Annotated in this window: 24 protein-coding genes and 1 tRNA gene; 3 read left to right on the top strand and 22 right to left on the bottom strand. The window is 31.5% G+C overall.

What is annotated here, in order from left to right:
- Window positions 1-7 precede the first annotated feature (7 nt).
- The 5 genes from K5Q11_RS03465 to K5Q11_RS03445 all read right to left on the bottom strand — a co-directional run bounded on the left by K5Q11_RS03465 (window position 8) and on the right by K5Q11_RS03445 (window position 4,623).
- Window positions 8-259 carry a type B 50S ribosomal protein L31 gene (locus K5Q11_RS03465; RefSeq protein ID WP_220728846.1) on the bottom strand — a complete coding sequence of 84 codons (252 nt, stop codon included), beginning with the start codon at window positions 257-259 and terminating at the stop codon, window positions 8-10.
- Window positions 260-380: 121 nt separating this feature from the next.
- Window positions 381-1,649: a UDP-N-acetylglucosamine 1-carboxyvinyltransferase gene (gene murA, locus K5Q11_RS03460; RefSeq protein ID WP_220751249.1), complete on the bottom strand. Its 1,269-nt coding sequence runs from the start codon at window positions 1,647-1,649 to the stop codon at window positions 381-383.
- 151 nt (window positions 1,650-1,800) lie between these two features.
- Window positions 1,801-3,408, bottom strand: a complete 1,608-nt coding sequence (gene pyrG, locus K5Q11_RS03455) for a CTP synthase (protein WP_220728844.1) — start codon at window positions 3,406-3,408, stop codon at window positions 1,801-1,803.
- A 193-nt stretch (window positions 3,409-3,601) separates the two neighbouring features.
- Window positions 3,602-4,105, bottom strand: coding sequence for a DNA-directed RNA polymerase subunit delta (gene rpoE, locus K5Q11_RS03450; protein ID WP_373311485.1), 504 nt, complete (start codon window positions 4,103-4,105; stop codon window positions 3,602-3,604).
- Between the two features lie 89 nt (window positions 4,106-4,194).
- Window positions 4,195-4,623 carry a YwiB family protein gene (locus K5Q11_RS03445; RefSeq protein ID WP_220751247.1) on the bottom strand — a complete coding sequence of 143 codons (429 nt, stop codon included), beginning with the start codon at window positions 4,621-4,623 and terminating at the stop codon, window positions 4,195-4,197.
- 150 nt (window positions 4,624-4,773) lie between these two features.
- On the opposite strand from K5Q11_RS03445, the gene K5Q11_RS03440 reads away from it, so the two are divergent.
- Window positions 4,774-6,138 (top strand): HD domain-containing protein, encoded by a 1,365-nt coding sequence (locus tag K5Q11_RS03440; RefSeq protein ID WP_220751246.1) that lies wholly within the window; start codon window positions 4,774-4,776, stop codon window positions 6,136-6,138.
- Window positions 6,135-6,944 (top strand): sugar-phosphatase, encoded by an 810-nt coding sequence (gene yidA / locus K5Q11_RS03435; RefSeq protein ID WP_220728840.1) that lies wholly within the window; start codon window positions 6,135-6,137, stop codon window positions 6,942-6,944. Before K5Q11_RS03440 ends, yidA begins: the two co-directional genes overlap by 4 nt.
- Before the next feature lie 53 nt (window positions 6,945-6,997).
- Here yidA and K5Q11_RS03430 read toward each other — a convergent pair whose 3' ends face one another.
- The 16 genes from K5Q11_RS03430 to trpS all read right to left on the bottom strand — a co-directional run bounded on the left by K5Q11_RS03430 (window position 6,998) and on the right by trpS (window position 22,433).
- Window positions 6,998-7,300 carry a DUF3899 domain-containing protein gene (locus K5Q11_RS03430; protein ID WP_220728839.1) on the bottom strand — a complete coding sequence of 101 codons (303 nt, stop codon included), beginning with the start codon at window positions 7,298-7,300 and terminating at the stop codon, window positions 6,998-7,000.
- Window positions 7,301-7,347: 47 nt separating this feature from the next.
- Complete coding sequence (locus K5Q11_RS03425) at window positions 7,348-8,328, bottom strand: ribose-phosphate diphosphokinase (protein ID WP_220728838.1); 981 nt, start codon at window positions 8,326-8,328, stop codon at window positions 7,348-7,350.
- Between the two features lie 130 nt (window positions 8,329-8,458).
- Window positions 8,459-9,832, bottom strand: coding sequence for a bifunctional UDP-N-acetylglucosamine diphosphorylase/glucosamine-1-phosphate N-acetyltransferase GlmU (gene glmU / locus K5Q11_RS03420; protein ID WP_220751245.1), 1,374 nt, complete (start codon window positions 9,830-9,832; stop codon window positions 8,459-8,461).
- Between the two features lie 9 nt (window positions 9,833-9,841).
- Window positions 9,842-10,687, bottom strand: coding sequence for a pur operon repressor (purR, locus tag K5Q11_RS03415; protein ID WP_220751244.1), 846 nt, complete (start codon window positions 10,685-10,687; stop codon window positions 9,842-9,844).
- A 127-nt stretch (window positions 10,688-10,814) separates the two neighbouring features.
- Complete coding sequence (gene ispE, locus K5Q11_RS03410; protein WP_220751243.1) at window positions 10,815-11,663, bottom strand: 4-(cytidine 5'-diphospho)-2-C-methyl-D-erythritol kinase; 849 nt, start codon at window positions 11,661-11,663, stop codon at window positions 10,815-10,817.
- A gap of 117 nt (window positions 11,664-11,780) precedes the next feature.
- A complete protein-coding gene (locus tag K5Q11_RS03405) occupies window positions 11,781-12,032 on the bottom strand; it encodes a Veg family protein (RefSeq protein ID WP_220728834.1) in 252 nt (83 codons plus the stop codon).
- Window positions 12,033-12,119: 87 nt separating this feature from the next.
- Window positions 12,120-13,007: a 16S rRNA (adenine(1518)-N(6)/adenine(1519)-N(6))-dimethyltransferase RsmA gene (gene rsmA, locus K5Q11_RS03400; protein WP_285289889.1), complete on the bottom strand. Its 888-nt coding sequence runs from the start codon at window positions 13,005-13,007 to the stop codon at window positions 12,120-12,122.
- Window position 13,008: 1 nt separating this feature from the next.
- Window positions 13,009-13,569, bottom strand: a complete 561-nt coding sequence (gene rnmV, locus K5Q11_RS03395) for a ribonuclease M5 (protein WP_220751242.1) — start codon at window positions 13,567-13,569, stop codon at window positions 13,009-13,011.
- Entirely contained in the window at window positions 13,569-14,342 is a 774-nt protein-coding gene (locus tag K5Q11_RS03390) for a TatD family hydrolase (protein WP_220751241.1), read from the bottom strand. The genes rnmV and K5Q11_RS03390 overlap by 1 nt, the downstream gene beginning before the upstream one ends.
- Before the next feature lie 74 nt (window positions 14,343-14,416).
- Entirely contained in the window at window positions 14,417-16,462 is a 2,046-nt protein-coding gene (gene metG / locus K5Q11_RS03385; RefSeq protein ID WP_220751240.1) for a methionine--tRNA ligase, read from the bottom strand.
- 70 nt (window positions 16,463-16,532) lie between these two features.
- Window positions 16,533-17,378, bottom strand: a complete 846-nt coding sequence (locus K5Q11_RS03380) for a DUF72 domain-containing protein (RefSeq protein ID WP_220751239.1) — start codon at window positions 17,376-17,378, stop codon at window positions 16,533-16,535.
- Between the two features lie 13 nt (window positions 17,379-17,391).
- On the bottom strand, window positions 17,392-18,102 hold the full coding sequence (locus K5Q11_RS03375; protein WP_220751238.1) for an NAD-dependent protein deacylase: 711 nt from the start codon (window positions 18,100-18,102) through the stop codon (window positions 17,392-17,394).
- Window positions 18,103-18,120: 18 nt separating this feature from the next.
- Window positions 18,121-19,083 carry an IpaB/EvcA family protein gene (locus K5Q11_RS03370; RefSeq protein ID WP_220751237.1) on the bottom strand — a complete coding sequence of 321 codons (963 nt, stop codon included), beginning with the start codon at window positions 19,081-19,083 and terminating at the stop codon, window positions 18,121-18,123.
- Between the two features lie 3 nt (window positions 19,084-19,086).
- The gene (locus tag K5Q11_RS03365) at window positions 19,087-20,337 is read right to left on the bottom strand and encodes a hydroxymethylglutaryl-CoA reductase, degradative (protein WP_220751236.1); all 1,251 of its coding nucleotides are present in this window, start codon (window positions 20,335-20,337) and stop codon (window positions 19,087-19,089) included.
- Between the two features lie 116 nt (window positions 20,338-20,453).
- Window positions 20,454-21,386 (bottom strand): Ppx/GppA family phosphatase, encoded by a 933-nt coding sequence (locus K5Q11_RS03360; RefSeq protein ID WP_220751235.1) that lies wholly within the window; start codon window positions 21,384-21,386, stop codon window positions 20,454-20,456.
- A gap of 27 nt (window positions 21,387-21,413) precedes the next feature.
- A complete protein-coding gene (gene trpS / locus K5Q11_RS03355; RefSeq protein ID WP_220751234.1) occupies window positions 21,414-22,433 on the bottom strand; it encodes a tryptophan--tRNA ligase in 1,020 nt (339 codons plus the stop codon).
- Window positions 22,434-22,751: 318 nt separating this feature from the next.
- Here trpS and helD point away from each other — a divergent pair, with 318 nt between their 5' ends.
- A complete protein-coding gene (gene helD / locus K5Q11_RS03350; protein ID WP_220751233.1) occupies window positions 22,752-25,016 on the top strand; it encodes an RNA polymerase recycling motor HelD in 2,265 nt (754 codons plus the stop codon).
- Between the two features lie 48 nt (window positions 25,017-25,064).
- Here the strand turns inward: helD and K5Q11_RS03345 are convergent.
- A tRNA-Thr gene (locus K5Q11_RS03345) sits at window positions 25,065-25,137 on the bottom strand.
- Between the last annotated feature and the right edge of the window lie 124 nt (window positions 25,138-25,261).

Raw genomic sequence — 25,261 nt, 5'->3', positions numbered from 1 at the left:
ACAAAAATTATTTGTTTGTAAATCCGTATTTTTTGTTGAAACGGTCCACAGCACCATCGGCTTGTGTGAATTTTTCACGACCAGTGTAGAATGGATGTGAATCTGATGAAATTTCAACACGTACTAATGGGTAAGTATTACCGTCTTCCATCTTAATAGTTTCGTCAGAATTAACAGTTGAACCAGCCATAAATTTAAAACCAGTACTTGAATCTTGGAATACTACTTGATGGTATTCTGGATGAATTCCTTTTTTCATAATATATCGCTCCTTTGCCCTGAATCATTTGCTGAAACAGAGATTATCGATTAGTTGACTTAACTTAAGTAGTTTAACACTATTATAAAATTCTATCAATACCTATTAACAATTTAATAAATTACATATCATCGTTAAGTAGCTCTACATCAGCATTTAACTCAGTTAATTTATCTATAATATTATCATATCCACGTAAAATATTATCGGCATTAAAAATGGTTGTAGTTCCATCAGCCATAATTCCAGCAATCACTGCAGCTGCTCCCGCACGAATTTCACCAGCGGAAACTTCTTGACCGGTTAACTTTCCAGTGTGATTAATAATAATAGAACCATTTTGATATTTAATATTAGCACCCATTTTGGATAATTCAGAAATATGTTTAGTTCGCTCAGGATAAATAGTGTCAGTAATTACACTTTGTCCATCGGCTCTAAGCAATAATGGAGTTATAGGTTGTTGCAAATCAGTTGCAAAGCCTGGATAAACCATTGTTTTTATTTCAATTCCTTTAAAATGATCACAACGTGGTACAAAAATGCTGTCTTCATTAACTTCTAAATCAACACCCATTTCCAGTAATTTAGCAATAAATGATTCTAAATGTTCTGGAATTACATTGTGAACGGTCACACCATCACCATAAGCTGCTGCTAATGAAAGATAAGTTCCCGCTTCGATACGATCAGGTATTACAATATGCGTATTTTGAGCTTCTAACTTATCTACTCCTTCGATACGAATAACATCTGTACCAGCACCCCTAATTTTAGCGCCCATATTATTTAAAAAGGTTACAATATCAATAATTTCAGGTTCTTTAGCCGCATTTCTAATTACAGTTGAACCCTTCACTTTCACTGCAGCTAAAATTGCATTAATTGTTGCACCTACTGATACTAAGTCTAAAAATATTTGTGCACCGTGTAAACCATTTTTACCGGCTTTAATGTGAACAGTACCGTTGTTGTTAGTAACATCCGCTCCTAGTGCTTCAAACGCTTTAATATGTTGATCAATCGGTCTAGGACCAATATTATCCCCACCTGGAAAACTTAATGTTGCCTCACCAAATTTGCCAAGTAAAGCTCCCATAAAATAATAAGAAGCTCTTAAACTTTTAATTGCTTTACTGGGTAGAATATTTTCAACAATATTAGTTGGATCAATCGTTAGCATTCCATCAGCAAATTCAGAACGAACATTCATTGATTTTAAAATTAACATTAAATTGTGAACATCTAATATATCTGGAACCATATTTAATTGTACTGGGGTGTCGGCTAAAATAGCAGCTGGAATTAATGCTACTGTGCTATTTTTTGCGCCTCCAATTGTAACATCCCCTGATAAACGGGTACCCCCGTGAATTATCATTTTAGTCATGCTCAAATTCCTCACTTATGTTTTTACCAAAATATAGCAAACATTACAATCATAAATAAATAATAGGTAAAATACAATAGTTTATAGTAAATTCATAAAAATGTAATAAAAAAAATCGTAAATTCAATCTACGATTTTTAATAAACTTTAACTATTCACCATGTTGTTCAAATGCTGCATCAACAAACGCTTTGAATAATCCTTCTGGTCTATTTGGACGAGATAAGAATTCTGGATGGTATTGACAAGCTACAAAGAATTTGTTTTTTGGAATTTCAACAACTTCAACCAAGTGATTATCTGGAGAAGTACCAGCAATAACCAATCCTTTAGCTTCCATTGGTTCTCTGTAAGCATTGTTATATTCATAACGATGACGATGACGTTCAGAAATTTCTTCCTTGTTACCATAAGCAGCTGCTGTTACTGTGCCTGGTTTTAACTTACATGGATAAGCACCTAGACGTTGAGTTCCACCCATTTCGTTTAAATCAGCTTGATCAGCCATTAAATCAATAACTTTATGCTTAGTATCTGGATTTAATTCAGTAGAGTTAGCATCAGCATAACCTAATACATTACGAGCAAATTCAATACTTGCAATTTGCATACCTAAACAAATTCCAAAGAATGGTACGTCGTTTTCACGTGCATATTTAACAGCAGTAATCATTCCTTCAGTTCCACGATCACCAAAACCACCTGGTACTAAAATACCATCAGCATCTTGTAGTTTTTCTTTAACATTGTCTTCTTTAATAGTTTCAGCATCCATCATCTTAAGATTGATTTTAGCATTTAATGGATATCCAGCATGCTTAAGTGATTCAGCAACTGAAATGTATGCATCTTTTAAAGCTACATATTTACCAACTAAAGTAATATTAATTTCTTTATCAAGATTTTGTACTTTGCTTTCCAAAGCTTTCCAAGATGACATATCAGCTGGAGCTGACTTAATACCAAAATGGTCAACAATTTGTTGATCCATACCTTGTTTTTGTAGCATTAATGGAATTGAGTAAAGTGTTGGTGCATCTAGTGATTCTACCACTGCTTGTGGTTTTACATCACAGAACAAAGCAATTTTCTTACGCATAGACTCATCAATTGGTTGTTCACTTCTAACTACCAATAAGTTAGGTTGAATACCTAAACCGCGTAGTTCTTTCACACTATGTTGAGTAGGTTTTGTTTTCATTTCACCGGCTGCTCTTAGGTATGGAATTAAAGTAGTGTGAATGTAAAATACATTATCTCCACCTACTTCAGCTTTCATTTGACGAATAGCTTCTAGGAATGGAAGAGATTCAATATCTCCAACAGTTCCACCAATTTCAGTAATAACTATATCAGCATCAGAAACCTTAGCAGCACGCATTATTTTTTCTTTAATCATTCCTGTAATATGTGGAATAACTTGAACTGTAGCCCCTAAATAATCACCACGACGTTCTTTTTTCAATACTTCTTCATAAATTTTACCAGTAGTTACATTAGAATATTTATTTAAATCATTGTCAATAAAACGTTCGTAGTGACCTAAATCAAGATCAGTTTCTGTACCATCATTAGTAACAAATACTTCACCATGTTGGTAAGGACTCATTGTCCCAGGATCGACGTTAATATATGGATCAAACTTTTGGATTGTGACGTTTATGCCACGATTCTTTAATAGACGACCAAGTGAAGCAGCAACAATTCCTTTTCCTAGTGAAGAAACAACTCCACCAGTAACAAAAACATATTTAGTCATTTATATAACTCCTCATAAAATTTATTTAGGGTAAATATTTTTAAATCAAAAATATAAAAACTCCCTATTCATCAAGAATAGGGAGCCAATGATTAATTTTTTCGATCAATTGTCTCCACAGACTAAACTGTGAAGCGCCCAAAGAATATAATACATAATTAAAAATAATTCGTCAAGAATTTTTTATGATAATTTATTCATCATCATCGTTTTTTAATTCTGACAAGTCGCCTTCAATACCGTCTGGTAAATCAGAATCATCGTCATCAATATCATCTAAATCTTTATCATATTTGTTATCAACATCGTCATCAATGTCAGTATCTTCAAAATCATCATCTTGGTCTTCAGGATCATCGTCATCGTAATCAATAACGTCATCATCATCTGAAGCATCTGCTAAGAATGCGTTAACTTTACGTCTCTTTTTAGTTCTAGGACGATCAATATCTTCATCTTCTGGGTGAACAGTAGCTTCATCGATAGATTCATAAGGGTACCAAGTTCTTAGTCCCCAGAGATTATCACCTAAAGAAATAAAGCTACCGTCGACGTTCATATCAGTATAAAATTGAACCAATCGTTTACGAATTTCTTCGTCAGAATCGCCCAGATATTGTTGGATTTCATTTGCTATATCAGCAAATGCCATAACGTCACCACGTTCCTCAAGAATAGCATGAGCAACTTCAACCATGGATAATTCTTTTTTATCTTTACCTTCCAAGGATTTTAATTTCAAATTGGTACACGTCCTTTCACAAATCTAATAAATATAATACTCGCTTAAGCTGTAAATTGCAATCTAATCTTATAACGACCTAGTATATCTTGATGGTCAGATATTATATAATCAATCGACAAATTACCATATTCTTTTTTATCTGTAAACTCTAGCTTAGAAGTAAAAACTCTAATGTCAATCTTCCCATATGGTGTTTCATACTTAGTGGGAATCACTTTGTTTTTATTAAAAAATAACTTGGTATGCGTACCCGCAGCTTTACGAGTTAATTGAACATCTTGATCATTACCTGGTATCTTAATAGTTACTGGTACTGTAACATCATTGTTTTCATTGTACCTAATGTATAAACTATCTTCAATTTGAACAATACTACCTATAACATCGAAATTAAAATCATTAACTTCATTATTTTGTTCAATTTGCGTTTTTAAACTAATTTTTACTTGTTGGTTTCTAGAACGGTGCATTAATACCCTTCTTTCATATCTAATTAATCAAATTAATTATAAGCTTAGTCCATTCTATATGCATTAATTTTAGTAGTCAATACAACGTTAAAAGCATAAATTTTGTTATAATGTTATGTAAGAAAATAATATATTTAAGGAGGTAATTGTTTGGCATATAAAGACCAATTGCTACCTCGTGAAAAAGTTTTCAGAGACCCTATACACAATTACATATTCGTTCAACATCATGTTATTTTGGATTTAATTAATACTCCAGAATTTCAAAGATTAAGAAGGATAAAACAGTTAGGGCCTACTTCATACACATTTCATGGTGCTGAACATTCAAGATTTGGTCACTGTTTAGGCGTTTATGAAATCACCCGTCAAATTTGTGATGTTTTTCAAAGAAATTTTCCTAGCAAAAGTAATGATGATGGATTATGGAATGACTCTGAACGTTTGGTAGCATTATGTGCAGCATTATTACATGATTTAGGACATGGTCCTTATTCGCACACATTTGAACACATTTTTCATACCAATCATGAGGACATTACACGTCAAATCATTACATCACCCAAAACTAATGTAAATCGCGTTTTGCGAACGGTTAGTGATGACTTTCCTGAAAAAGTAGCCAGTGTTATAAATCACACTTACCCTAATCCTCAAGTAGTTCAAATGATTTCGAGTCAATGTGATGCTGATCGTATGGATTATTTATTAAGAGATGCTTACTACACTGGTGCACAGTATGGGACTTTTGATTTAACTAGAATTTTAAGAGTAATGCGTCCGTACAATGGTGGTATTTGTTTTGATATTTCAGGTATGCACGCTGTCGAAGACTATATTATCAGTAGATTGCAAATGTATATGCAAGTTTATTTTCATCCAGTTTCTAGATCAATGGAAGTGATTTTAACTCATTTACTATTGCGAGCTAGAGAATTGTCTAATAAACTACCTACTGATTCACCCAGTACACCGTATATGTTAATGCCATTTTTTAATCATCATTTTAATTTAAATGATTATCTAAAATTAGATGATGGTGTTCTTAATACTTACTTTTTACAGTGGTGTGATAATAATGACCCTATTCTTGCTGACTTATCACATAGATTTTTAGACCGTAAACCTTTTAAATCCACTAAATATAATCAACAAAACAAACATTTAATTAAATTAATGGAAGATATAATAAAAAAAGTTGGTTATAACGTTAAGTATTATACTGATACTAATAATAGTTTTGATCTACCATATGATGCATATGACCCTAAGAAAAAAAATCACACCACCCAAATTGAGTTAAGACAAAAAGACGGTTCGTTAGTTGAACTGTCAACTATTTCTCCGCTAGTAAAAGCAGTAACGGGCAAACAGTTAGGTGATGAAAGATTCTTTTTCCCAAAAGAATTATTAAGTATAGATAGTAATATTGAAATATTTCAACCTTACTATGAAAAATTTCAAAGTTTTATCAAAAATGACCATATAATTAATCAAAAAGGAGAACAATTATGAGTATTAAATTAATTGCAATTGATATTGATGGAACGTTATTAAATGAAGAAAATCAATTAACTGAGGACACTATTAAAGCCGTTCAAGAAGCTAGAGATAAAGGAATTAAAGTCGTTTTATGTACTGGCAGGCCACTAACCGGTGTAAAACCATATCTTAAAAAATTAGGCATTTCTGGAAATAAAGAATATGCAATAACTTTTAATGGATCACAAGTACAAGATAGCAACGGTCGAGTAATTGAAAAATATTCATTACAACATTCTGACTTTAAAGAAATTGAAAAATTAAGTCATGAATTAAATACTAATTTTCAAATTGAAACTAATGAATACATTTATGCAACTAATCGTGACTTAAGTCCATTTTCAATTACTGAAAGTTATTTAGTTAATATGCCAATTCGTGTAAGAACTCCTAAAGAAATAACTGACGATTTTGATATTATTAAAGCTATGCTTATCGCTAATCCTGACATTATTGATAATGCTATGGAAAACATTCCAAAAGATTTAACCGAAAGATTATCAATGGTTAGATCTGAACCTGTTTTTATCGAATTTATGAATAAAAACGCCACTAAGGGCAAAGCTTTGCATAAACTAGTCCAAGATTTAAACATGACTCCAGAAAACGTTATGGCAATTGGTAACGAAGGAAATGACATGTCTATGATTGAATACGCAGGCAAAGGTGTTGCCATGGGTAATAGTATTCAAAAGGTAAAAGACATTGCAGATATTATTACTAAGTCTAATAAAGAAAATGGTGTTGCATACGCTATAAGGAATTATGCTTTAAAATAAAAAAATGTATAAAAAATAAAGCATTCAATCAATAAGATTGAATGCTTTATTTTTTATACTGTAATTAAAACACTTAATATTGCTAAATACATACCAAACAATAATAATATAGTATCTAATTTACCAACTCTGATAGGTTTGTTTTTAACACGTCCTATCTTATTATAAGGAATTTTCTCATTTTCACTTCGAACATCGTCACCCTTACGGTGAAATATACGCCATCCCGTAAACAATCCACCGTGAAAAACAATTATGCACAATGCAACAACAATCATTAACATACCTACCATAAAATAAGTATTACTAACCGCTAATGAAATGTTTACAACAAAACGAGCTAAAATCGCTATCAAAGTAATAATTATAAAAATTGCAGTTAAAATATATCTTTTATTTTTGATTACTTGTCATCCCCACGAAATCTATTACTAAATAGTGGACTAACAGGTTTGTTTTCATTAACTCGAATAATTGCATCACCAATTAATGGAGCCACTGATATTTGTTTAATTTTATCAATTTGCTTTTCTTTAGGTAAACGAATTGAATCAGTAACAACTAATTGTTTAATTGGTGATTTTTCAATACGTTCAATCGCTGGGCCAGATAAGACTGGATGCGTACAACAAGCGTAAACTTCTTTAGCACCAGCATCAATTAATGCTTGAGCACCTAAAGTGATTGTTCCAGCTGTATCAATCATATCATCAATCATCAAACAAGATTTACCTTTAACATCACCAATAATATTCATAATTTCAGCGACGTTAGCTTGTGGACGACGTTTATCAATAATAGCAATTGGAGATTTCAAGAATTCGGCTAATGCTCTGGCACGAACTACACCACCATGATCAGGTGATACTACTACATCATCTGAATTCCAACCATTATTCATAAAGTAATCAGCTAATAGTGGTGCTCCCATTAAATGATCAACCGGAACATCAAAGAATCCTTGAATTTGAGCAGCATGTAAATCTAAAGCTACCACACGAGTGATTCCATCAGTTTCCAACATATTAGCAACTAATTTTGCAGTAATTGGTTCGCGTGAACGAGCTTTACGGTCTTGTCTAGCATAACCATAATAAGGAATTACTACGTTAATGGTCTTAGCACTGGCACGTCTTAAAGCATCAATCATAATCAACAATTCCATTAAATTATCGTTTACTGGAGCTGATGTTGATTGAATAATATAACAATTATCACCACGAATACTTTCTTCAATGTTGATTCTAATTTCACCATCGCTAAATCTATCTACTGAAGTTTCAACTAAGTCTACACCAACACGTTTAGCAATTTTTTCAGCTAAAGGACGATTGGAATTTAATGCAAAAATCTTCAATTTAGGGTCAGAATATTTTTCAGACATAAGTTCCTCCAACTATTATTCATTGTTTTTTACTATTAATCGCTGATTAACAGATATAATTCTACATCAATTCTACACTAAAAGCATATTTTTTTCATACAAATATTATAACATTTATAACTTAGAATTATTAATTATTATAAGGCAACTTTTTAAAGTAACCAGCCTTATTAGTTTGACGTTGTCTAGCTATAGCCATATCGTATTGCTTAACATCATCGGTAATGGTTGAACCAGCTGCTATAAAGGTATGATCCGAAATTTCTAATGGCGCAATTAAATTAGAATTACTACCAATAAAACTGTCATCGCCTACATTAGTTTGATGTTTATTAGCACCATCATAGTTAGCAAATATTACTCCACAACCCACATTAATATTTTTACCTAAATGTGCATTCCCAATATATGTTAAATGACCTACTTTAGTTCCTTCATCAATTTGAGCTTTTTTAACCTCAACAAAGTTACCTAAATGAACGCCCTTACCTACTAATGCCTGTGGTCTTAAATGACTATATGGTCCAATATCAGAATTATCTAACATTTCAGAATCTTCTAATAATGATGAAGTAATTGTAACATTGTCATGAATATTACAATTTATAATTTCTGAATTAGCACCAATTTTACAATCATTACCAATAACAGTTTTACCATGAATTTGTACTCCTGGTTCTATTACTGTATCTTGACCAATTTGCACATCTAAATCGATGTAGGTATTGTCTGGATCAATGATTGAAACACCATTTCGCATATGAAAATCATTAATTCTATTTTGCATAACCTTAGTAGCTTTTGATAAAGCAACACGATCATTAACACCCATAGATTCGCTAAAATCATCCATTTCATAAGCTGAAACCTTTAAGTTATTAGCTTTAAAGATTTCAATAACATCAGGTAAATAATATTCACCTTGTGCATTATCATTTTTAACATTCTTTAGGGCTTCAAATAAAGCATGATTATCAAAAATGTAAACACCCGTATTAATTTCATGAATTTGTTTTTCGCTTTCACTAGCATCTTTTTGTTCAACTATTTTTGCAACATCCCCATTAGAACTACGAACAATTCGTCCATAACCAAATGGATTAGAAGCATGTGACGTTAATATTGTAGCTGTCGCTTTTTGTGATTCATGATAATCAAAAAGTTTTTTAAACGTTTCTGCTTTAAATAACGGTGTATCCCCACTCACAACCATAGTGGAACCTTCTAAATTGGCAAGTAATTCTGCTGTATGTTTAACTGCATCACCAGTTCCAAGTTGTTCTTTTTGTAGCACATATTTTGTTCTATCACCTAATGTATGTTCTACATTTTCAGCACCATAACCTACAACTGTTACTATGTTGTCCATATTGTTAGCTTCTACTTGCGTTAAAACACAATCCACCATCGTTTTACCGCAAACTCGATGTAAAACCTTATACAGTTTAGACTTCATACGAGTACCCTTACCCGCAGCTAAAATAATCGTATTTCTAGTATTCATTATTAATAATTAATTCTCCTTGTTATCCAAGTATCCATATACCTTATTATCATAGTTACCTTCAGATACACTAATTTTATCGCTCTCAGTGTTAATTTTAAAGATTGACGTATACTGATCAGCAGATATCTTTCTTTCTCCATTATAAACACCTTCAGCAAAGAAAGAAATTCCCACTACGTTACAATTAAATTCTTTTACTAAATCAGATAGTCCAGCAGCACTACCGCCACCTCGTAGAAAATCATCAACTATTAAAACGTTAGATCCTTCTGGTAAACTTCTTTTGGATAAGACCATTTTTTCAATACGGCGATTTGATCCAGATACATAATTAACACTTATAGTTGATCCATCAGTTATTCTAGAATCATGACGAGCAATAACAAATGGAACATTTAATAAATTAGCAATGCTTTGTGCAATTGGAATTCCCTTGGTAGCCACTGTCATAACTGCATCAATATCATGATTTAAATATTGAGTTGCAATAATGCGACCAATTTGTCTCAAAATATATGGACGACTTAACAAGTCTGCCATATAAATATATCCACCCGGCAATAATCTAGATTGATCATTTAAAGCCTGCTTAATTTCACCTACAAATTGTTCGGCTTCTTCTTTAAGAATGTATGGTATAAATTTGCTTCCACCAGCAGCTCCTGGAATAGTTTCCAAAAGTCCAATTCCTCTGTCTCTAAAAGTTTGCCTAACAATCGTTAAATCTTCACTAATGGAAGATTTTGCTGAGCCATATCGTTCAGCAAAAAAAGTTAACGGAACTAATGTATGTGGATTTTCCATTAGATACCTAGTCATATCAATTAAACGCGCACTTCTTTTACTCTTCAAATTGTTCACCTCATAGTATTCATGTCATCAATAAAATCACATTTAAATACTATCATAATGTTCGGCTTTTATAAAACGTTTTTATGAAAACAAGCTATTTTTTTCGATAAAAACTATAAATTTATCATTAAAGTGAGTGAACTAAATATACTTCCGAACAAAAGCCTCTAATGCTATTAAAAACATGTTTAGCACTTTGTTCAGTTTTACAAACACCAAATACAGTTGGACCAGTGCCACTCATTTGAGCGCTATCTGCTCCATAATTAAGCATTTTCATTTTTATTTTATAAATTTCGTGATGTTTTTCAGCAGAAATAGGTTCTAAAACATTAAACATATTATTAACAATTTCAGTATAGTCGTTTTGATAAATTGACTGTACTAAATTATTTACATTTTTATGCTCAATACTTTTATAGTTAATTTTTCTTATAATTTGAGGCGTAGAAATGCTAACTTGTGGTTTAACAATCACAAAATACATTGATGGCAGCTTATGTAAAGGATTAATGTTAGATCCTCGACCGCTAACTTTAGCAGTTTTACTAAAAATACAATAAGGTACATCTGAGTCTAGTTCTAATGATAAATTGGCCAAGTCTTCTAAACTCATTTTTAAATTCCATATTTTATTTAAACCACGTAACACAGCTGCAGCATCAGATGACCCTCCACCTAATCCAGCTGAAACTGGAATATTTTTTCTAATAGTTATTTCTACACCTAAATGAATATTAAATTTATTTTTAATTAAATCAGCAGCTTGATAAGCTAAATTTCGATGATCCTCAGGCAAAAATAAACTATCTGATTGAACAGTTATTTTTCCACTATTATTATCAACAATTCGTACATAATCAGCAATGTCAATCGAAGTCATAACCATATTCCACTCCGGTTCACCATCTTTATGCTTATACGGTGTATCTAAAGCTAAATTTATTTTAGCCGGTGCTTTTTCTATGATTTCCATGCATATCGCTCCGCTTCATCGCAATATTTTATATGTATTATACTAAAATAACTGTAAAAAGTCAGTTTTATAAAACATGAAAAAAGGATTAGACAAATGTCTAATCCTAATTAAATGTTAAACTTCTTCAGCAATATCATTTTCGAATTCTACATCGATATTTTTAGTTAAAATATCTGTATAACTGTAAGAAACTCGTTTTAAATTTTCATCTTTTTCTAAATCTATAACGAAGACGGCAGGAAATGTTTCAGATAAAACACCGTGTCTTTCTACAATCTTGTTACGTCCTGCTTGGACGGTCACCATGACTTCTTGGCCAAGACGATCATCCAACTTACTTTTAATATTTGTCAAGCTTGTTGGCATAATCTGTCACCTCACTATAGTCATTATACAACTATAATGAAAATATTTCAAATTATATCATAACATAATTTATAATTCAACAATTTTTTAAAGCATTTTCTTATCATGAAAATAATTTGCCAGTTCTACATATTCATCAATTGATAATTTTTCTGGTCGAATACCTGCATCAATATCAAAATTTTGTAATGCTAATTTTAATTCATTTTTGATTTCAGGAGTTTTACCAAATAAGCCTTGTAAATTATTCCAAAAAGTTTTACGACGGTGTAAAAAGCAACCTCTAACAAATCCACAAAATTTATCAAAGTCAAAAACTGGATTATCAATATTTTCTCTACTACTTAATGAAACAATTGCTGAATTAACTTTAGGAGCTGGTATAAACGAAGTTCTAGGAACTTCAAATGCAATTTCAGTGTTATTTAAATACTGAATTATAATAGACAATGATCCATAGTCTTTGCTTCCTGGCTTAGCAACTAAACGATCCGCTACTTCTTTTTGCATCATAACTACAATTTGATCAAAATTAGCATTTCCTTTTAGTAAGTCTAAGATAATGGGTGTTGTAATATAGTATGGTAAATTAGCAACTACCTTAACTGGTCCTTGTTCTTCGAATTCAGAACTAATGGTTTGAGGTAAATTAGCCTGTAAGATATCTTGGTTAATAACCTTAACGTTATTATATTCAGCCAGTGTGTCATCTAAAACAGGCAATAGGTTTTGGTCAATTTCAAAAGCTAATACTTTCTTAGCACGTTTGGCTAATTGCTCAGTCAATCCACCAATTCCTGGACCAATTTCTATAATATTATCTTCGTCAGATACATTAGCTGCATCTACTATTTTTTGTAAAATGTTTAAATCTGTTAAAAAGTTTTGACCCAAACTTTTTTTTGCTGATAAATGATAACGATTTAAAATTGCTTGTGTTCTTGCGGGAGTTGCTATATCAGGTATATTAGACATATTAAATTCCTTTCTCGTCAATGCTTTTTATTGCTGTATTAAATTCATGCTTAGAAATACCAAACATGCGTAGGCGTTTACTTAATTGTTTTGCGTTTACATAGCCAATTTGCAAAATGGAACATAATTTTTCACGACGTACTTTAGCTTGAACATCATTTATTAAACGTGCTGCCATTAAATCATCACGATTGATTTGTTCATCAGCTTGAGTATTTTCTGTATATAGATTGCTTAAAGACTCACGAATAGTTTCTACACTAGCATGTTCAACACCTAAAGATCCATCAGATTTAGTTGGTACTGACTTATTTCTAGCAACAAAAGCATGTTTAGCATTGGGAACTGCTTGCGAAACAATTCGACGAATTCTTTCTCCAGAAAAATCTGGATCGGTAAAAATAATGATACCCCTAGTCTTAGCTAGCTTTTGAATTAATTTAATGGTCTCATCAGAAACTGCCGAACCTCTGGTTTCAATCGTATCAGCATTAACCGCCATTTTAATTCTTTTAGTATCGTCACGACCTTCAACGACAATTACTTCTTCTATTTTTTTCATTAATCTTTAATCCCAAATAATTTTAAAGTATTATTGTAAGTTGCTTTAGCAATAACATCTGGATCTTCATCCCTAAATCTAGCAACTGCTTCCAAAGTGTATAGTGTGTAGGCTGGTTCGTTTTGATGTCTACGTAATGGTTCGGGTGCTAGATAAGGTGCATCTGTTTCTACCAACATACGGTCAATTGGAGTAGCTCTAACGGCATCATGAACTTCATGTGTCTTTTTAAAACTAGCTACCCCACTATATGAAACATGCATGCCTAAATCAATAAATTTATTTAACCAATCGACGTCACCATTAAAGCTATGAATAATTCCACCATTAGCATGTACATCTTCATCTTTAATTATTTCATAAGTATCCTCAAATGCATCTCGATTGTGAACTGAAATAGGTAAATTCATGGATTTTGCAATTTGAATTTGTCGACGAAATATTTTCATTTGCAATTTTCGTGGAGTTACATCTTGATGATAATCCAAACCAATTTCCCCCAAGGCAACTACTTTAGGGTCTTTTAACTGTTCTTTTAAAATGTTTTCCTGTTCATCATTATAATTTAAAGCATCTTCTGGATGCCAACCAATAATTGAATATAAATTGTCATATTTATGCGAAAGTTCTAGCGACAATTGATTAAGTTTAGCATTGGACCCTACAATGGCCATTTTACAAACACCCAATTTTTCCGCGTGATGAATGTATTTTTTTACATTGTCAATAAAAGCATCATCGTTTAAATGGGTATGTGAATCAAAAATTTGCATAATCTATCCTTTCTTCAATAAAAAAGCCATTAATACAATTAATTAATGGCTTTTTTATCATTATAAATTAATTATTATTCTAGTAAGGAACCATTTTCAAATTGTTCGCCAACTGTAACTAGTTCTACGTTGCCATCATCATGTTCAACTGACAACAACATTCCCTGGCTTATTTCGCCACGCATTTTTCTAGGCTTTAAGTTTGCTACAGCAATAACTTTTTTGCCAACTAATTTTTCATAATCAGGATACCATTTAGCAATTCCTGATAGAATTTGTCGACCAGCACTAGTTCCATCATCTAAGCTAAATTTCAATAGCTTATCTGCGTTAGCAACTTTTTCTACTGATTTAATTTGTACTACTCGTAGAGCAACCTTTTCAAAAGCATCAAAACGAATCTCTTTATTGTCTGAATCGTTTTCTTCAGCTTGTTTTTTAGCAGCTTCTATTTGCTTTTTAGCAGCTGCTTCTTTGGCTGCACGACCCTTTTGTTTATCAGATTTTTGCATTTTATTTTTAATATATTCTACTTCTTCGTCATGATCTAAACGAGGGAAAATTGGGGTTCCTTTTTCAACAACCTTATCACCACTTGGTAAATCAGCTAGTTTTGGATTAGTTAAATCAAAATCACTATCATCTAAGCCTAGTTGATTAAAGATTTCATGTGGTGCTTGCGTCATAATTGGACTAATTAATAAAGCAATTAATCTTAAACTAGCTGCTAAATGAGCCATAACTGAAGCTAATAAAGCTTTATCTTCTGGAGCATCACTCTTTGCTAGGATCCATGGAGTTGTTTGGTCAATGTATTTGTTACTTTGTGAAACTAATTTCCAAATATTAGATAATGCATCTGCAAAATAAGTTTTATTCATGCAAGCGTTATATTCAGCAACTGCTGTTTCAGCAACTGATTCTAGTTCTTTATCAGCATCACACATTGGAGCTTTGTATTCTGGAATAATTCCATTTTCATATTTATTAATCATCGCTATTGTACGGTTTAATAAATTGCCTAGGTCGTTAGCCAAGTCATAATTAATGCGATCTACGAAATCTTCTGGAGTAAACATTCCATCATTACCAAATGGTACCGCTCTTAAAAGATAATATCTAACTGAATCTAAACCATAACGTTCAGCTAAAACATCAGGATAAATCACATTTCCTTTAGACTTGGACATCTTACCATCTTTCATTGTTAACCAACCATGACCAACAATGTGCTTAGGTAATGGCAAGCCTAACGCATGTAAGATAATAGGCCAGTAAATTGTATGGAAACGTACAATTTCTTTACCTACCATTTGCACATCTGCTGGCCAAAATTTATTAAATAATTCTTCATTATCACTACCATAACCAAGAGCAGTAATATAATTAGTTAAGGCATCAATCCAAACATATACAACATGTTTAGGATTTGATTTAACTGGAACTCCCCAAGTAAATGAAGTTCTAGATACAGCTAAATCTTCTAATCCTGGTTTAATAAAGTTATTAATCATCTCATTCATTCTAGATTCAGGTTGAATAAAGTCAGGATGTGATTTGTAATAGTCTAAAAGCCAATCCGCATATTTACTCATTTTGAAGAAATATGATTTTTCATTAACTAACTGAACTTCATGGCCACTAGGTGCTTTACCACCAATAACTTTACCATTTTCATCATGATATACTTCACCTAACTGTGATTCAGTGAAGTATTCTTCATCAGACACTGAATACCAACCAGAATATTCACCTAAGTAAATGTCCCCTTGGTCTAACAGTTTTTGAAAAATCTTTTGTACTGCTTTTTCATGATATTCATTAGTAGTACGAATAAATTTGTCATTCGTAATGTCTAAAGTTTTCCACAATTTTTTAATTTGGTCAGCCATTCCATCGACATACTTTTGTGGAGACATATTTAACTTTTCCGCTTTTTGTTCAATCTTTAGACCATGTTCGTCAGTACCAGTTAGAAAGAACACATCATATCCATTAGAACGTTTAAAACGTGCTAAAGCATCACAAGCAATTGTTGTGTATGAATTACCAATGTGTAAACGTCCAGAAGGATAGTAAATTGGAGTTGTAACATAAAATGTTTTTTTATTATCTACCATTCATATCATCCTTAATTTGTTTAAAATTATTGTAACAATTATATCATATTTTTAATGCTCACTTTTAACGTCAAAATAAGCTCAATTGCCTATCAGCTAAATCTTTAAAATGTAAGTTTAATAATTCTACTAACTTTAAAGCGTTAGGCGCAGCATCTTTTCCAGAGTTATTATTAAAAATAATACATACTTCTTTAGTTTTAAGTTTCAATCTATTAACAATCTTAGCTAGATTAGCTAATTCAACATCTGAATAACAATATAACGTTCTTTCTTTTCGCCAATTTTTAGTACGTATGTTCCAGCATTTATTGTTTCGACCATGTAATCTGATGACTGTTAATGCTTCATTTGTCACTATTGGATAAAAAGGCACTCCGGTATTAATACTATGTGGTTCATCTACAATCACTTCTGTAAAATTGAGCTCTTTTAACAAATTAGTTGTAGATAGTCTATTGGTTTTGTAATACCAACTGTTATTTCTAAATTCAATTGCTATCGGCATGTTAGCCATCATAAATCTGACTTTTCTTAAATAATTAATATTGTCATCCGTACAATTAAAGTAAGGTGGAAACTGAAACAAAATTGTCTTTAGCTTATGATTAATTACAAGTGGCTTGATGGATGATAAAAAAGCTTTAAAAACTTGTTCCCTTTCAATTAAATCCATTGGTTTTGCATTTTTCAAATCATGCTTAGTCATGAATTGATTGGCTTTAATAATGAATTGAAAATTTTTAGGAACTTGTTTTAACCAATTATTAACGGTTGATATACGAGGAACCCCATAAAATGAATTATCTATTTCAACTGTAGGAAGATAAGCTGCATAATTATTTAAACTTACTGGTGATAATCCATTGTTCAACGCTGGATGCTCACTCCAAGTAGTTAATCCAACTGTAATCAAGTATATGCATCCCCTAGTTCACATTTAGTTGGCTAAATAATTCGATTGCATCGGCTTGAATCATTTCAAAAGGAAATGCAAAATGCAATTGTTCTTTATTAATCGCTAAAACTTTAGCATTTGGATTACGATAATCTAAAAGCCCTGCAAATGGATAAACTCGCATTGAAGTTCCTACAATTACTATCAAATCACTATTTTCCATCAGATTAATACTATTCATAATATTTTGTTCATTTAAACCTTCATCGTACAAAACAATATCTGGACGTAAAATTCCTCCGCAATCAGCATGTACTGGGGTATTTAAATAATCTTGCCAAGCCACTGTTTTATGACAACGTTCACATGAAACATTATATAAATTACCATGAAATTCAATCAAATTTTTAGCATTTGCCACTTTATAAAGATTATCAACATTTTGTGTAATGATTGAGGCTTTTCCCATTTGAGTAAATTCAGCCTGCTTTTCATGGATCACATTAGGCTTAGCTTCAGGAAAGTACATGTTTGTTTTAACAAACTGATAAAAGGTTTCTGGTTCGTTAACTAAACAAGAATGACTTAAATAGTATTCTGCCGGTTTACCTTGTGCTGAAGATGAGTATAAACCATTTTTAGAACGGTAATCAGGAATTCCTGATGGAGTCGATACCCCTGCCCCAGTCAAAAATACAATCTTTTTAGCATCATTAAACATTGATTGAATATCACTATTCATATAACGTTCCTCCTAAAATTATTTTCTAATAATATAGGGCATTTGTAAGTCCTTAAATAATTCTTTTACACTTTTATCGTATATCTTCTTAAAATAAGCTGGACTATCTTCCATTCCGGTAGGTGCAGGAATAACAAACGAATTTTGATTATCAGTTTTATTAAATCCTACATAAGCACGACGTTGAGTTTTCATTTCATGTAAATCTGAATGGAATATTTCAAACATCTGATTAACTTTTAATCCTAGTTGACGTTCAGAAAGTACACTGGAAACAGTTGTAAAATCATTATTATGCAAAGCTGGAAGTCCCCAGGCTTTCAATTGTTCATCAAAAGCTCTGAATAATTTCACCACGTTTCTACGCAATCCAAAAGGTGAATCAGTAGGTTTTTCAGTAATTATTTTATAAATTTCATCCGATGCTTTTAATGCAACCGGATAATCTTTTTCTAAGATATCACGAACTTTTTCATCAAATGTGTCGCCATAAAAAACATGGGCATCAATTAAAGTTAATAGACGTAGTTCCATTTCATTATCTAATTTTTCTGGTTCTGGTCTAATAGTGTTCTTAATTCCCTTTAGATACATTTCTTCGATATTTTCATTTATTAAATTATGTTTTCGTTGTTCTGACACCACTACAATGTGTGAAACGATATCGAATAATTCAGTCCCCATAATTTGTAGTTGTTCATCTAATTTTTCGTCACCAGAAGTTAAACTGAAAAATATTTGTGGAAAACCTCTTAAAGTCATTAAAACATGCAATAACTCATGAGAAGCAGTGTAATTTGGTGCTGATAAATCAGATACTTGAATATAGATATTTTCGCCATCTTGCACTACTTGTGCTTGATCATGACGAACATATCCGGATTGTAGTTGACCTACGAATTGTACGGTCACTTTTCCGGGAAAGAATCTGTTTACAACATTAATTAAACTTTGTGTATCTTTATTTAAATCAATTTCCATTTTTTATTCACCTTTATTAATTTTTTGTAATATTAGCTTAGCATCAGATAAGCTTGGATGTTTTATTAATCTTAACTCTTTAACTACATTTTTAACTTGATCAGCATTAGCACCTGCACTCATGGCTAATGATTTAAGTTGTAAATGCATGTGACCTTTTTGAATTCCATCGGTCACTAATGCTTTTAAAGCTGCCAAATTTTGTGACAATCCAACTCCAGCAGTTATTTTCATTAGCTCCTTAGCAGAATTAACTTGTGCCATTTGCTGATTTAATTTGACTTTAGGAAAAACATTGGTAACTCCGCCTACATATCCTAATGGTAATGGAAGGGTCATTTCACCAATTAACTCTCGTTTATCATCGTCAACAACCCAGGTGCTTAATCCATGATAATTGCCGTTATTAGCAGCATAGGCATGTGCAGCACTTTCGATCGAACGACAATCATTTCCCATTGCGATAACAACTGCATCAATCCCATTCATAATACCTTTATTATGTGTAGTAGCACGATATGGATCTATTTGTGCAATATGACTAGCCTCAGCAATTTTATGAGCTATCTGTAAACCGTTTGATTGTGATAGCTTTTCATACTTAACCGTTCCACGGACTTTAACCAAACTATCAGTCGCATAATTAGACAAAATACTCATCAAAATGTTATCACCATAGCGATTACTTAAGAAACCTGCCACCGCTTCCAACATTGTATTAATAATATTTGCACCCATGGCCTCAGCAACATCTACTGATAAGTCGATAGAGCAATAATCATCATCAAGCCGACGAATACTTATTTTTTTAGCTCCACCACCATATTTTAAAATAGAAGGATGTGCATCATCCGCAATTTTTATAATATCAGAAATATGATTATTAACATATCCATATAATAAATTATAATTATTAGTTTTAATAATTATTTGACCCGTTAACAAACGTTTATCAACATCTGCTTGAATTCCATCAAATGAGCTTAACAAATTAGCTCCATTACTAGCTGCAGCAATCACAGATGGTTCTTCAGTTACCATTGGTACCACATACGTCTTACCATTTACCTTTAAATTAACACATACACCTTCTGGTAGTGAATAATCGGTAACATAATTTTCAATTAAATTATCATTAATGGCATTAAAATCAGTTTGTTCGTTTACATATTGGGCATCGATATTGGAAAATTTACTTATTATGTTTAATCTATCTTTATAGTTTTTAGTATAAAAATGTCTAAATTCAGTCATTTGAACACACCCCATTATCGCTTTATATAGGCTAATAATAACATTTATAATTAAATAATACTTAAATATAAATTATTAAAAAAGGGGTTTAATTCAAATCGAACTAAAAACCCCAATTAATTGTGTTTATAATATTTATCAACATATTCGTTAATTAAACCTTCACGAACTCCACCATCAGAAAAAACTATTCTTCTAGAGTCTAACTCATCAATTAAAGTAATCAAAGGTAACAATCCCCCGACAATAATATCAGCTTTATCTTTTTCTATTCCTGGAATCGTTTGTCTACTATGATAATTTCTACTTAACAAATTTTCATAAGTCGTAAAAATTTGATGCTGATTAAGATGATAACCATTTAAATTATCACTATAACCAAAGTGTTGACGATAACGATTTACTCGCGCTAAAGTTCGAGCTGCCCCACCTAAAACTACCAATTGATAATGACTAGCTTTTTGCAACCATGGAACTTGATGAAATATTCTTTTCAAAAAACGTTGAGCGTTAAACAAATCTGCTGCTGAAGGAAGACCATCTAGATGAAATCGTTCAGAAATATTAACGGCACCAATTGGCAAACTAATTAAATTCTTACGTTTTTTACCACGTACTCGTACTAATTCGATACTGGCACCACCAATATCTACTAACAAATAATCATTCATCTTAACTCGATTAATAACACCTAAATAATCGTAATATGCTTCTTCATTTCCTGATAAAACTCTTATTTTTAAACCAAGTTGTTTTTCTACTTTATTTAAAAATATTTTTTGATTACGTGCTTGTCTAACTGCTGCGGTAGCTATAGACAAAACAGTTATATTATTCATTCTTTTATATACATTTTTAAATGAATGAAGAGCTTGAATGGTTCTATTAATTGCGGCAGGTTTTAAAATTTTACCAGATCCCATATTTTCAGAAAGACGACTATCGCTTTTCATACGTTTGATTTCTTGATAGTTACCATATTTATTAATTTGATAGATAGACATTCTTACGGAATTAGAACCTACATCCACAACCACTAATTTATCCATCCAATCCCCCTCTCTGGTAACTAAAGATTAGCCGAAATAGTTAATTCCAATTGCATCTCTAACTTCTTGCAAAGTTTTATTTGCCACAAGGTTAGCCTTTTCGCTACCTTGTTTTAAGATGTCATAAACAGCTGCTTCATCTTTAGCATATTCTTCACGGCGTTCTCTAATTGGTTTTAAATGTGCTTGTAAAACTTCATTTAGGTATTTTTTGATTTTAACATCACCTAGACCGCCATGACGATATTGAGCTTTTAAGTCATTAACTTTATCCTTATCTTCTGCAAAAATATCAAGATAAGTAAAAACTGTATTTCCTTCTACTTTACCAGGGTCTTCAATATGAATATGGTTTGGATCAGTATACATAGACATAACTTTTTGTCTAATCGTGTCTTCATCATCAGATAAATATATAGCGTTATTTAGAGATTTACTCATTTTGGCATTGCCATCTAACCCTGGAATACGTCCCATTCCCTTAGGTGGAAAGTATCCCTCTGGTTCTACTAAAATGTCTTTACCATATATTCCGTTAACACTTCTAACAATTTCACGGGTTTGTTCTAGCATAGGCTCTTGGTCTTCACCAACAGGAATAGTATCGGCTTTAAAGGCAGTAATATCAGCTGCTTGGCTTACTGGATAAATAAAGAATCCAGCTGGAACACTTTGGCCAAATTTTTTCTGTTGAATTTCATTTTTAACTGTTGGATTTCTACCCAAACGTGAAACACTAACTAAATTTAAATAATGCATTGTAAGTTCATTTAGTGCAGGTATTTGTGATTGAACTAAAATAGTTGATTTCTTAGGATCAATCCCAACTGCTAAATAATCAAGTGCAACTTGAATTAAACTATGTCTAATTTTTTCAGGATCACGAGCATTATCAGTCAAAGCTTGCATATCAGCAATCATGATATAAGTGTCGTAATTTCCTGAATTCTGTAGTTGAACTCTATTTCTTAATGAACCAACGTAATGACCAATATGCAACTTTCCTGTTGGACGATCACCCGTTAAAATAACTTTTTTGTCTGTCATATATATCATCCTCCTATAAAAAGAAAAACGCCCCTTGGAAATAAAACCAATAGGACGTTAGAAACGCGGTACCACCTAAATTGCAAATTATAATTTGCCACTTTAGTGATACGGGAACTACCCTTTTTAATCTCCAATTCATGTTACCAGATTATTTTTCAGCTATACATAATCTCTCTGTTTAGTTGGTTCCACTACTGTATAATCATTTACATTTTACTGGATTTAATTATTGATGTCAAAGCAATAATTATTGACATATCAACTTTTAATCACTAGAATAGTTGGGCGAATTTAATAAAATAATGGAGGTAGAAAATGAGTCCTAAAGAAGTTAAATTGGAACAAGACAGAGTGGATTCAGTAGTAAATAAAATTAAGCAAAAAATTATTACTACTAATGAAGAATACAAAAAAGCTAAACAAGAAACTAAAAATGTTCAGACTAATTACAGCAATAATACCTCTGTTAACTACTTTGAAGTAGATGACCGAATTGAAACATCAGCTGATTTACAACAACAACGTGGATTAGTTAATAGAGTGGTAGAAAATGAAAGTATTATCAACAATCAATTAAAAAAATTAAAGGATTTAGCTAATTCTCCTTACTTTGGAAGAATTGATATTCAAGATGATGACGATCCAGATATTGAAAAACTATATATTGGCACTTCTTCTTTTGTAGATAAAGATCAAAACTTTTTAGTATACGATTGGAGAGCTCCTATTTCTAGTATTTATTACAATGGAACATTAGGTGAAACAAGTTATCAAACTCCTGTAGGAATTCAAAAAACTGATTTGAAAAAGAAAAGACAGTTTTCTATTAAAGATAGTAAAATTAAAAACGTTTTTGATACTAATGAAACGGTTGGAGATGAAATGTTACAAAACGTTTTAGGTCAACATAATGATGAAAAGATGCAAAATATTGTTTCCACAATTCAAAAAGAACAAAATGACATTATTAGAGATACCAAAAGTGACTTATTAATTGTTCAAGGTGTCGCCGGTTCCGGAAAAACTTCTACGTTATTACAAAGAATTGCATTTTTACTTTATCACAGTCGTGATTCACTAGATGCTGATCAAATAGTATTATTCTCCCCTAATAAATTATTTGCTAGATACATTTCAGATGTTTTACCTAGTTTAGGTGAAAGAAATATGCAACAAGTAACATTTTCTGAGTTTGTATCACATCGTTTAGAAGGGTTAAAAGTTGAAACCATCTTTGATAAATATGAAAGTAGTAGTTCCAATAATAAACTTGATAGTAATTTATCAGAAATAAAAGGTAGTTATAACTTTACAAAAGCAATTGAAAAATACTGTGAAAACATTAAAAGTTCAGATATTGCTTTTAATAATCTAACTTTAGATGGCGAAGTTTATTTTAGTAAAAAGCATATTAAAAATATTTATGACAAATTACCAAAATTAATGAAAAGCCAAGATAAGTTTTTGAATACTAAAAACACTCTAATTAAAGAGTTAAAAAACTTAATAAATGAATCTATAAAAGAACCATGGGTTGATAAAGAAATTGATAATCTTAGTTCCGAACAATATCATGATTTACTGAAAGATTACCAAATTTCGATGTTTCAAGATGAAATCGATGAAAGAAATCACATTGCTAAAAGCATTGTCAGAAAAAAATTGCAAAAAATATATGATGCCATTTTTAATGGAAATTTCTTCGATCCTTATATTCAATATTTAAACTTTTTAAGTACTGAAAACATATATAGTGACGAGATAGACAATTTTTCCAATAAACTAGAATTTCATAAAATATCATTAGATGATGTAGCGCCAATACTATACTTAAGATCATTGTTAACTGGTGACGGACAAAATCACAAGATTAAGTATTTATTTATAGATGAAATGCAAGACTATTCAATAGCTCAATTAACATATATAAAACATTCATTTCCAAATGCTAAATTGAATTTAATTGGTGACAGTGAACAAGCATTATTTAAAAAAGTAGAAAAACCAGAAGAGTTATTAAATAATTTAAATGTTGCGTTTAAAACAAAACGTTCAAGATTAATTAAACTAAATCGTTCCTATCGTTCAACTTACGAAATAACAAATTTAGCTAAATCTATTTTACCTAATGGAAATGAAATAGAAGCTTTTAACCGTAGAGGAGAAATTCCTAAAATAATTATTAGAAAGAACTACAATCTTGCACTAAATGATTTAATAAATAGAATTAAGAATGCGGAAAAAAATGTAGCTATAATAACCAAAAACATGAAAGAAGCAAAAGAATTATATAGCAATTTATACAATAAAATAGATCTTAATTTAATGTCTGATAAAGACAGATCTTTACCAGACCAAAACGTTATTATGCCAGTCTATTTAGCCAAAGGTTTAGAGTTTGATAATGTTATTGCTTGGAATATTTCTAAAAATAACTACAGTAATGATAAAAAATTACTTGGAACTTTATATACCATAATAACAAGAGCAATGCACACACTAACATTGATAAGCATTGGTGAAGTTTCTAATATTATAAAGAAAAGCAAAGCTGACTTTACTATAGATTATAAAATGTAAAAAAGGTTTCTCTAATTAAATTAGGGAAACCTTTTTATATTTTTATTAAGCCGTTTCCGGGATTTGAACCCGGGACCTCTTCCTTACCATGGAAACGCTCTACCTCCTGAGCTAAAACGGCATATTAAACAAAAAGCCTTCGAAATAAATCGAAAGCTTTTCATAATGAGCGTGGCAACGTCCTACCCTTGCAGGAGGCGATCCTCCAACTACTCTTGGCGTACAGAAGCTTAACTACTGTGTTC

This window comes from Apilactobacillus xinyiensis (assembly GCF_019656235.1).
Taxonomy (GTDB): domain Bacteria; phylum Bacillota; class Bacilli; order Lactobacillales; family Lactobacillaceae; genus Apilactobacillus; species Apilactobacillus xinyiensis.
The sequence above is the reverse complement of the archived record's forward strand: the minus strand, read 5'-3'. Positions and strand labels throughout refer to the sequence as shown.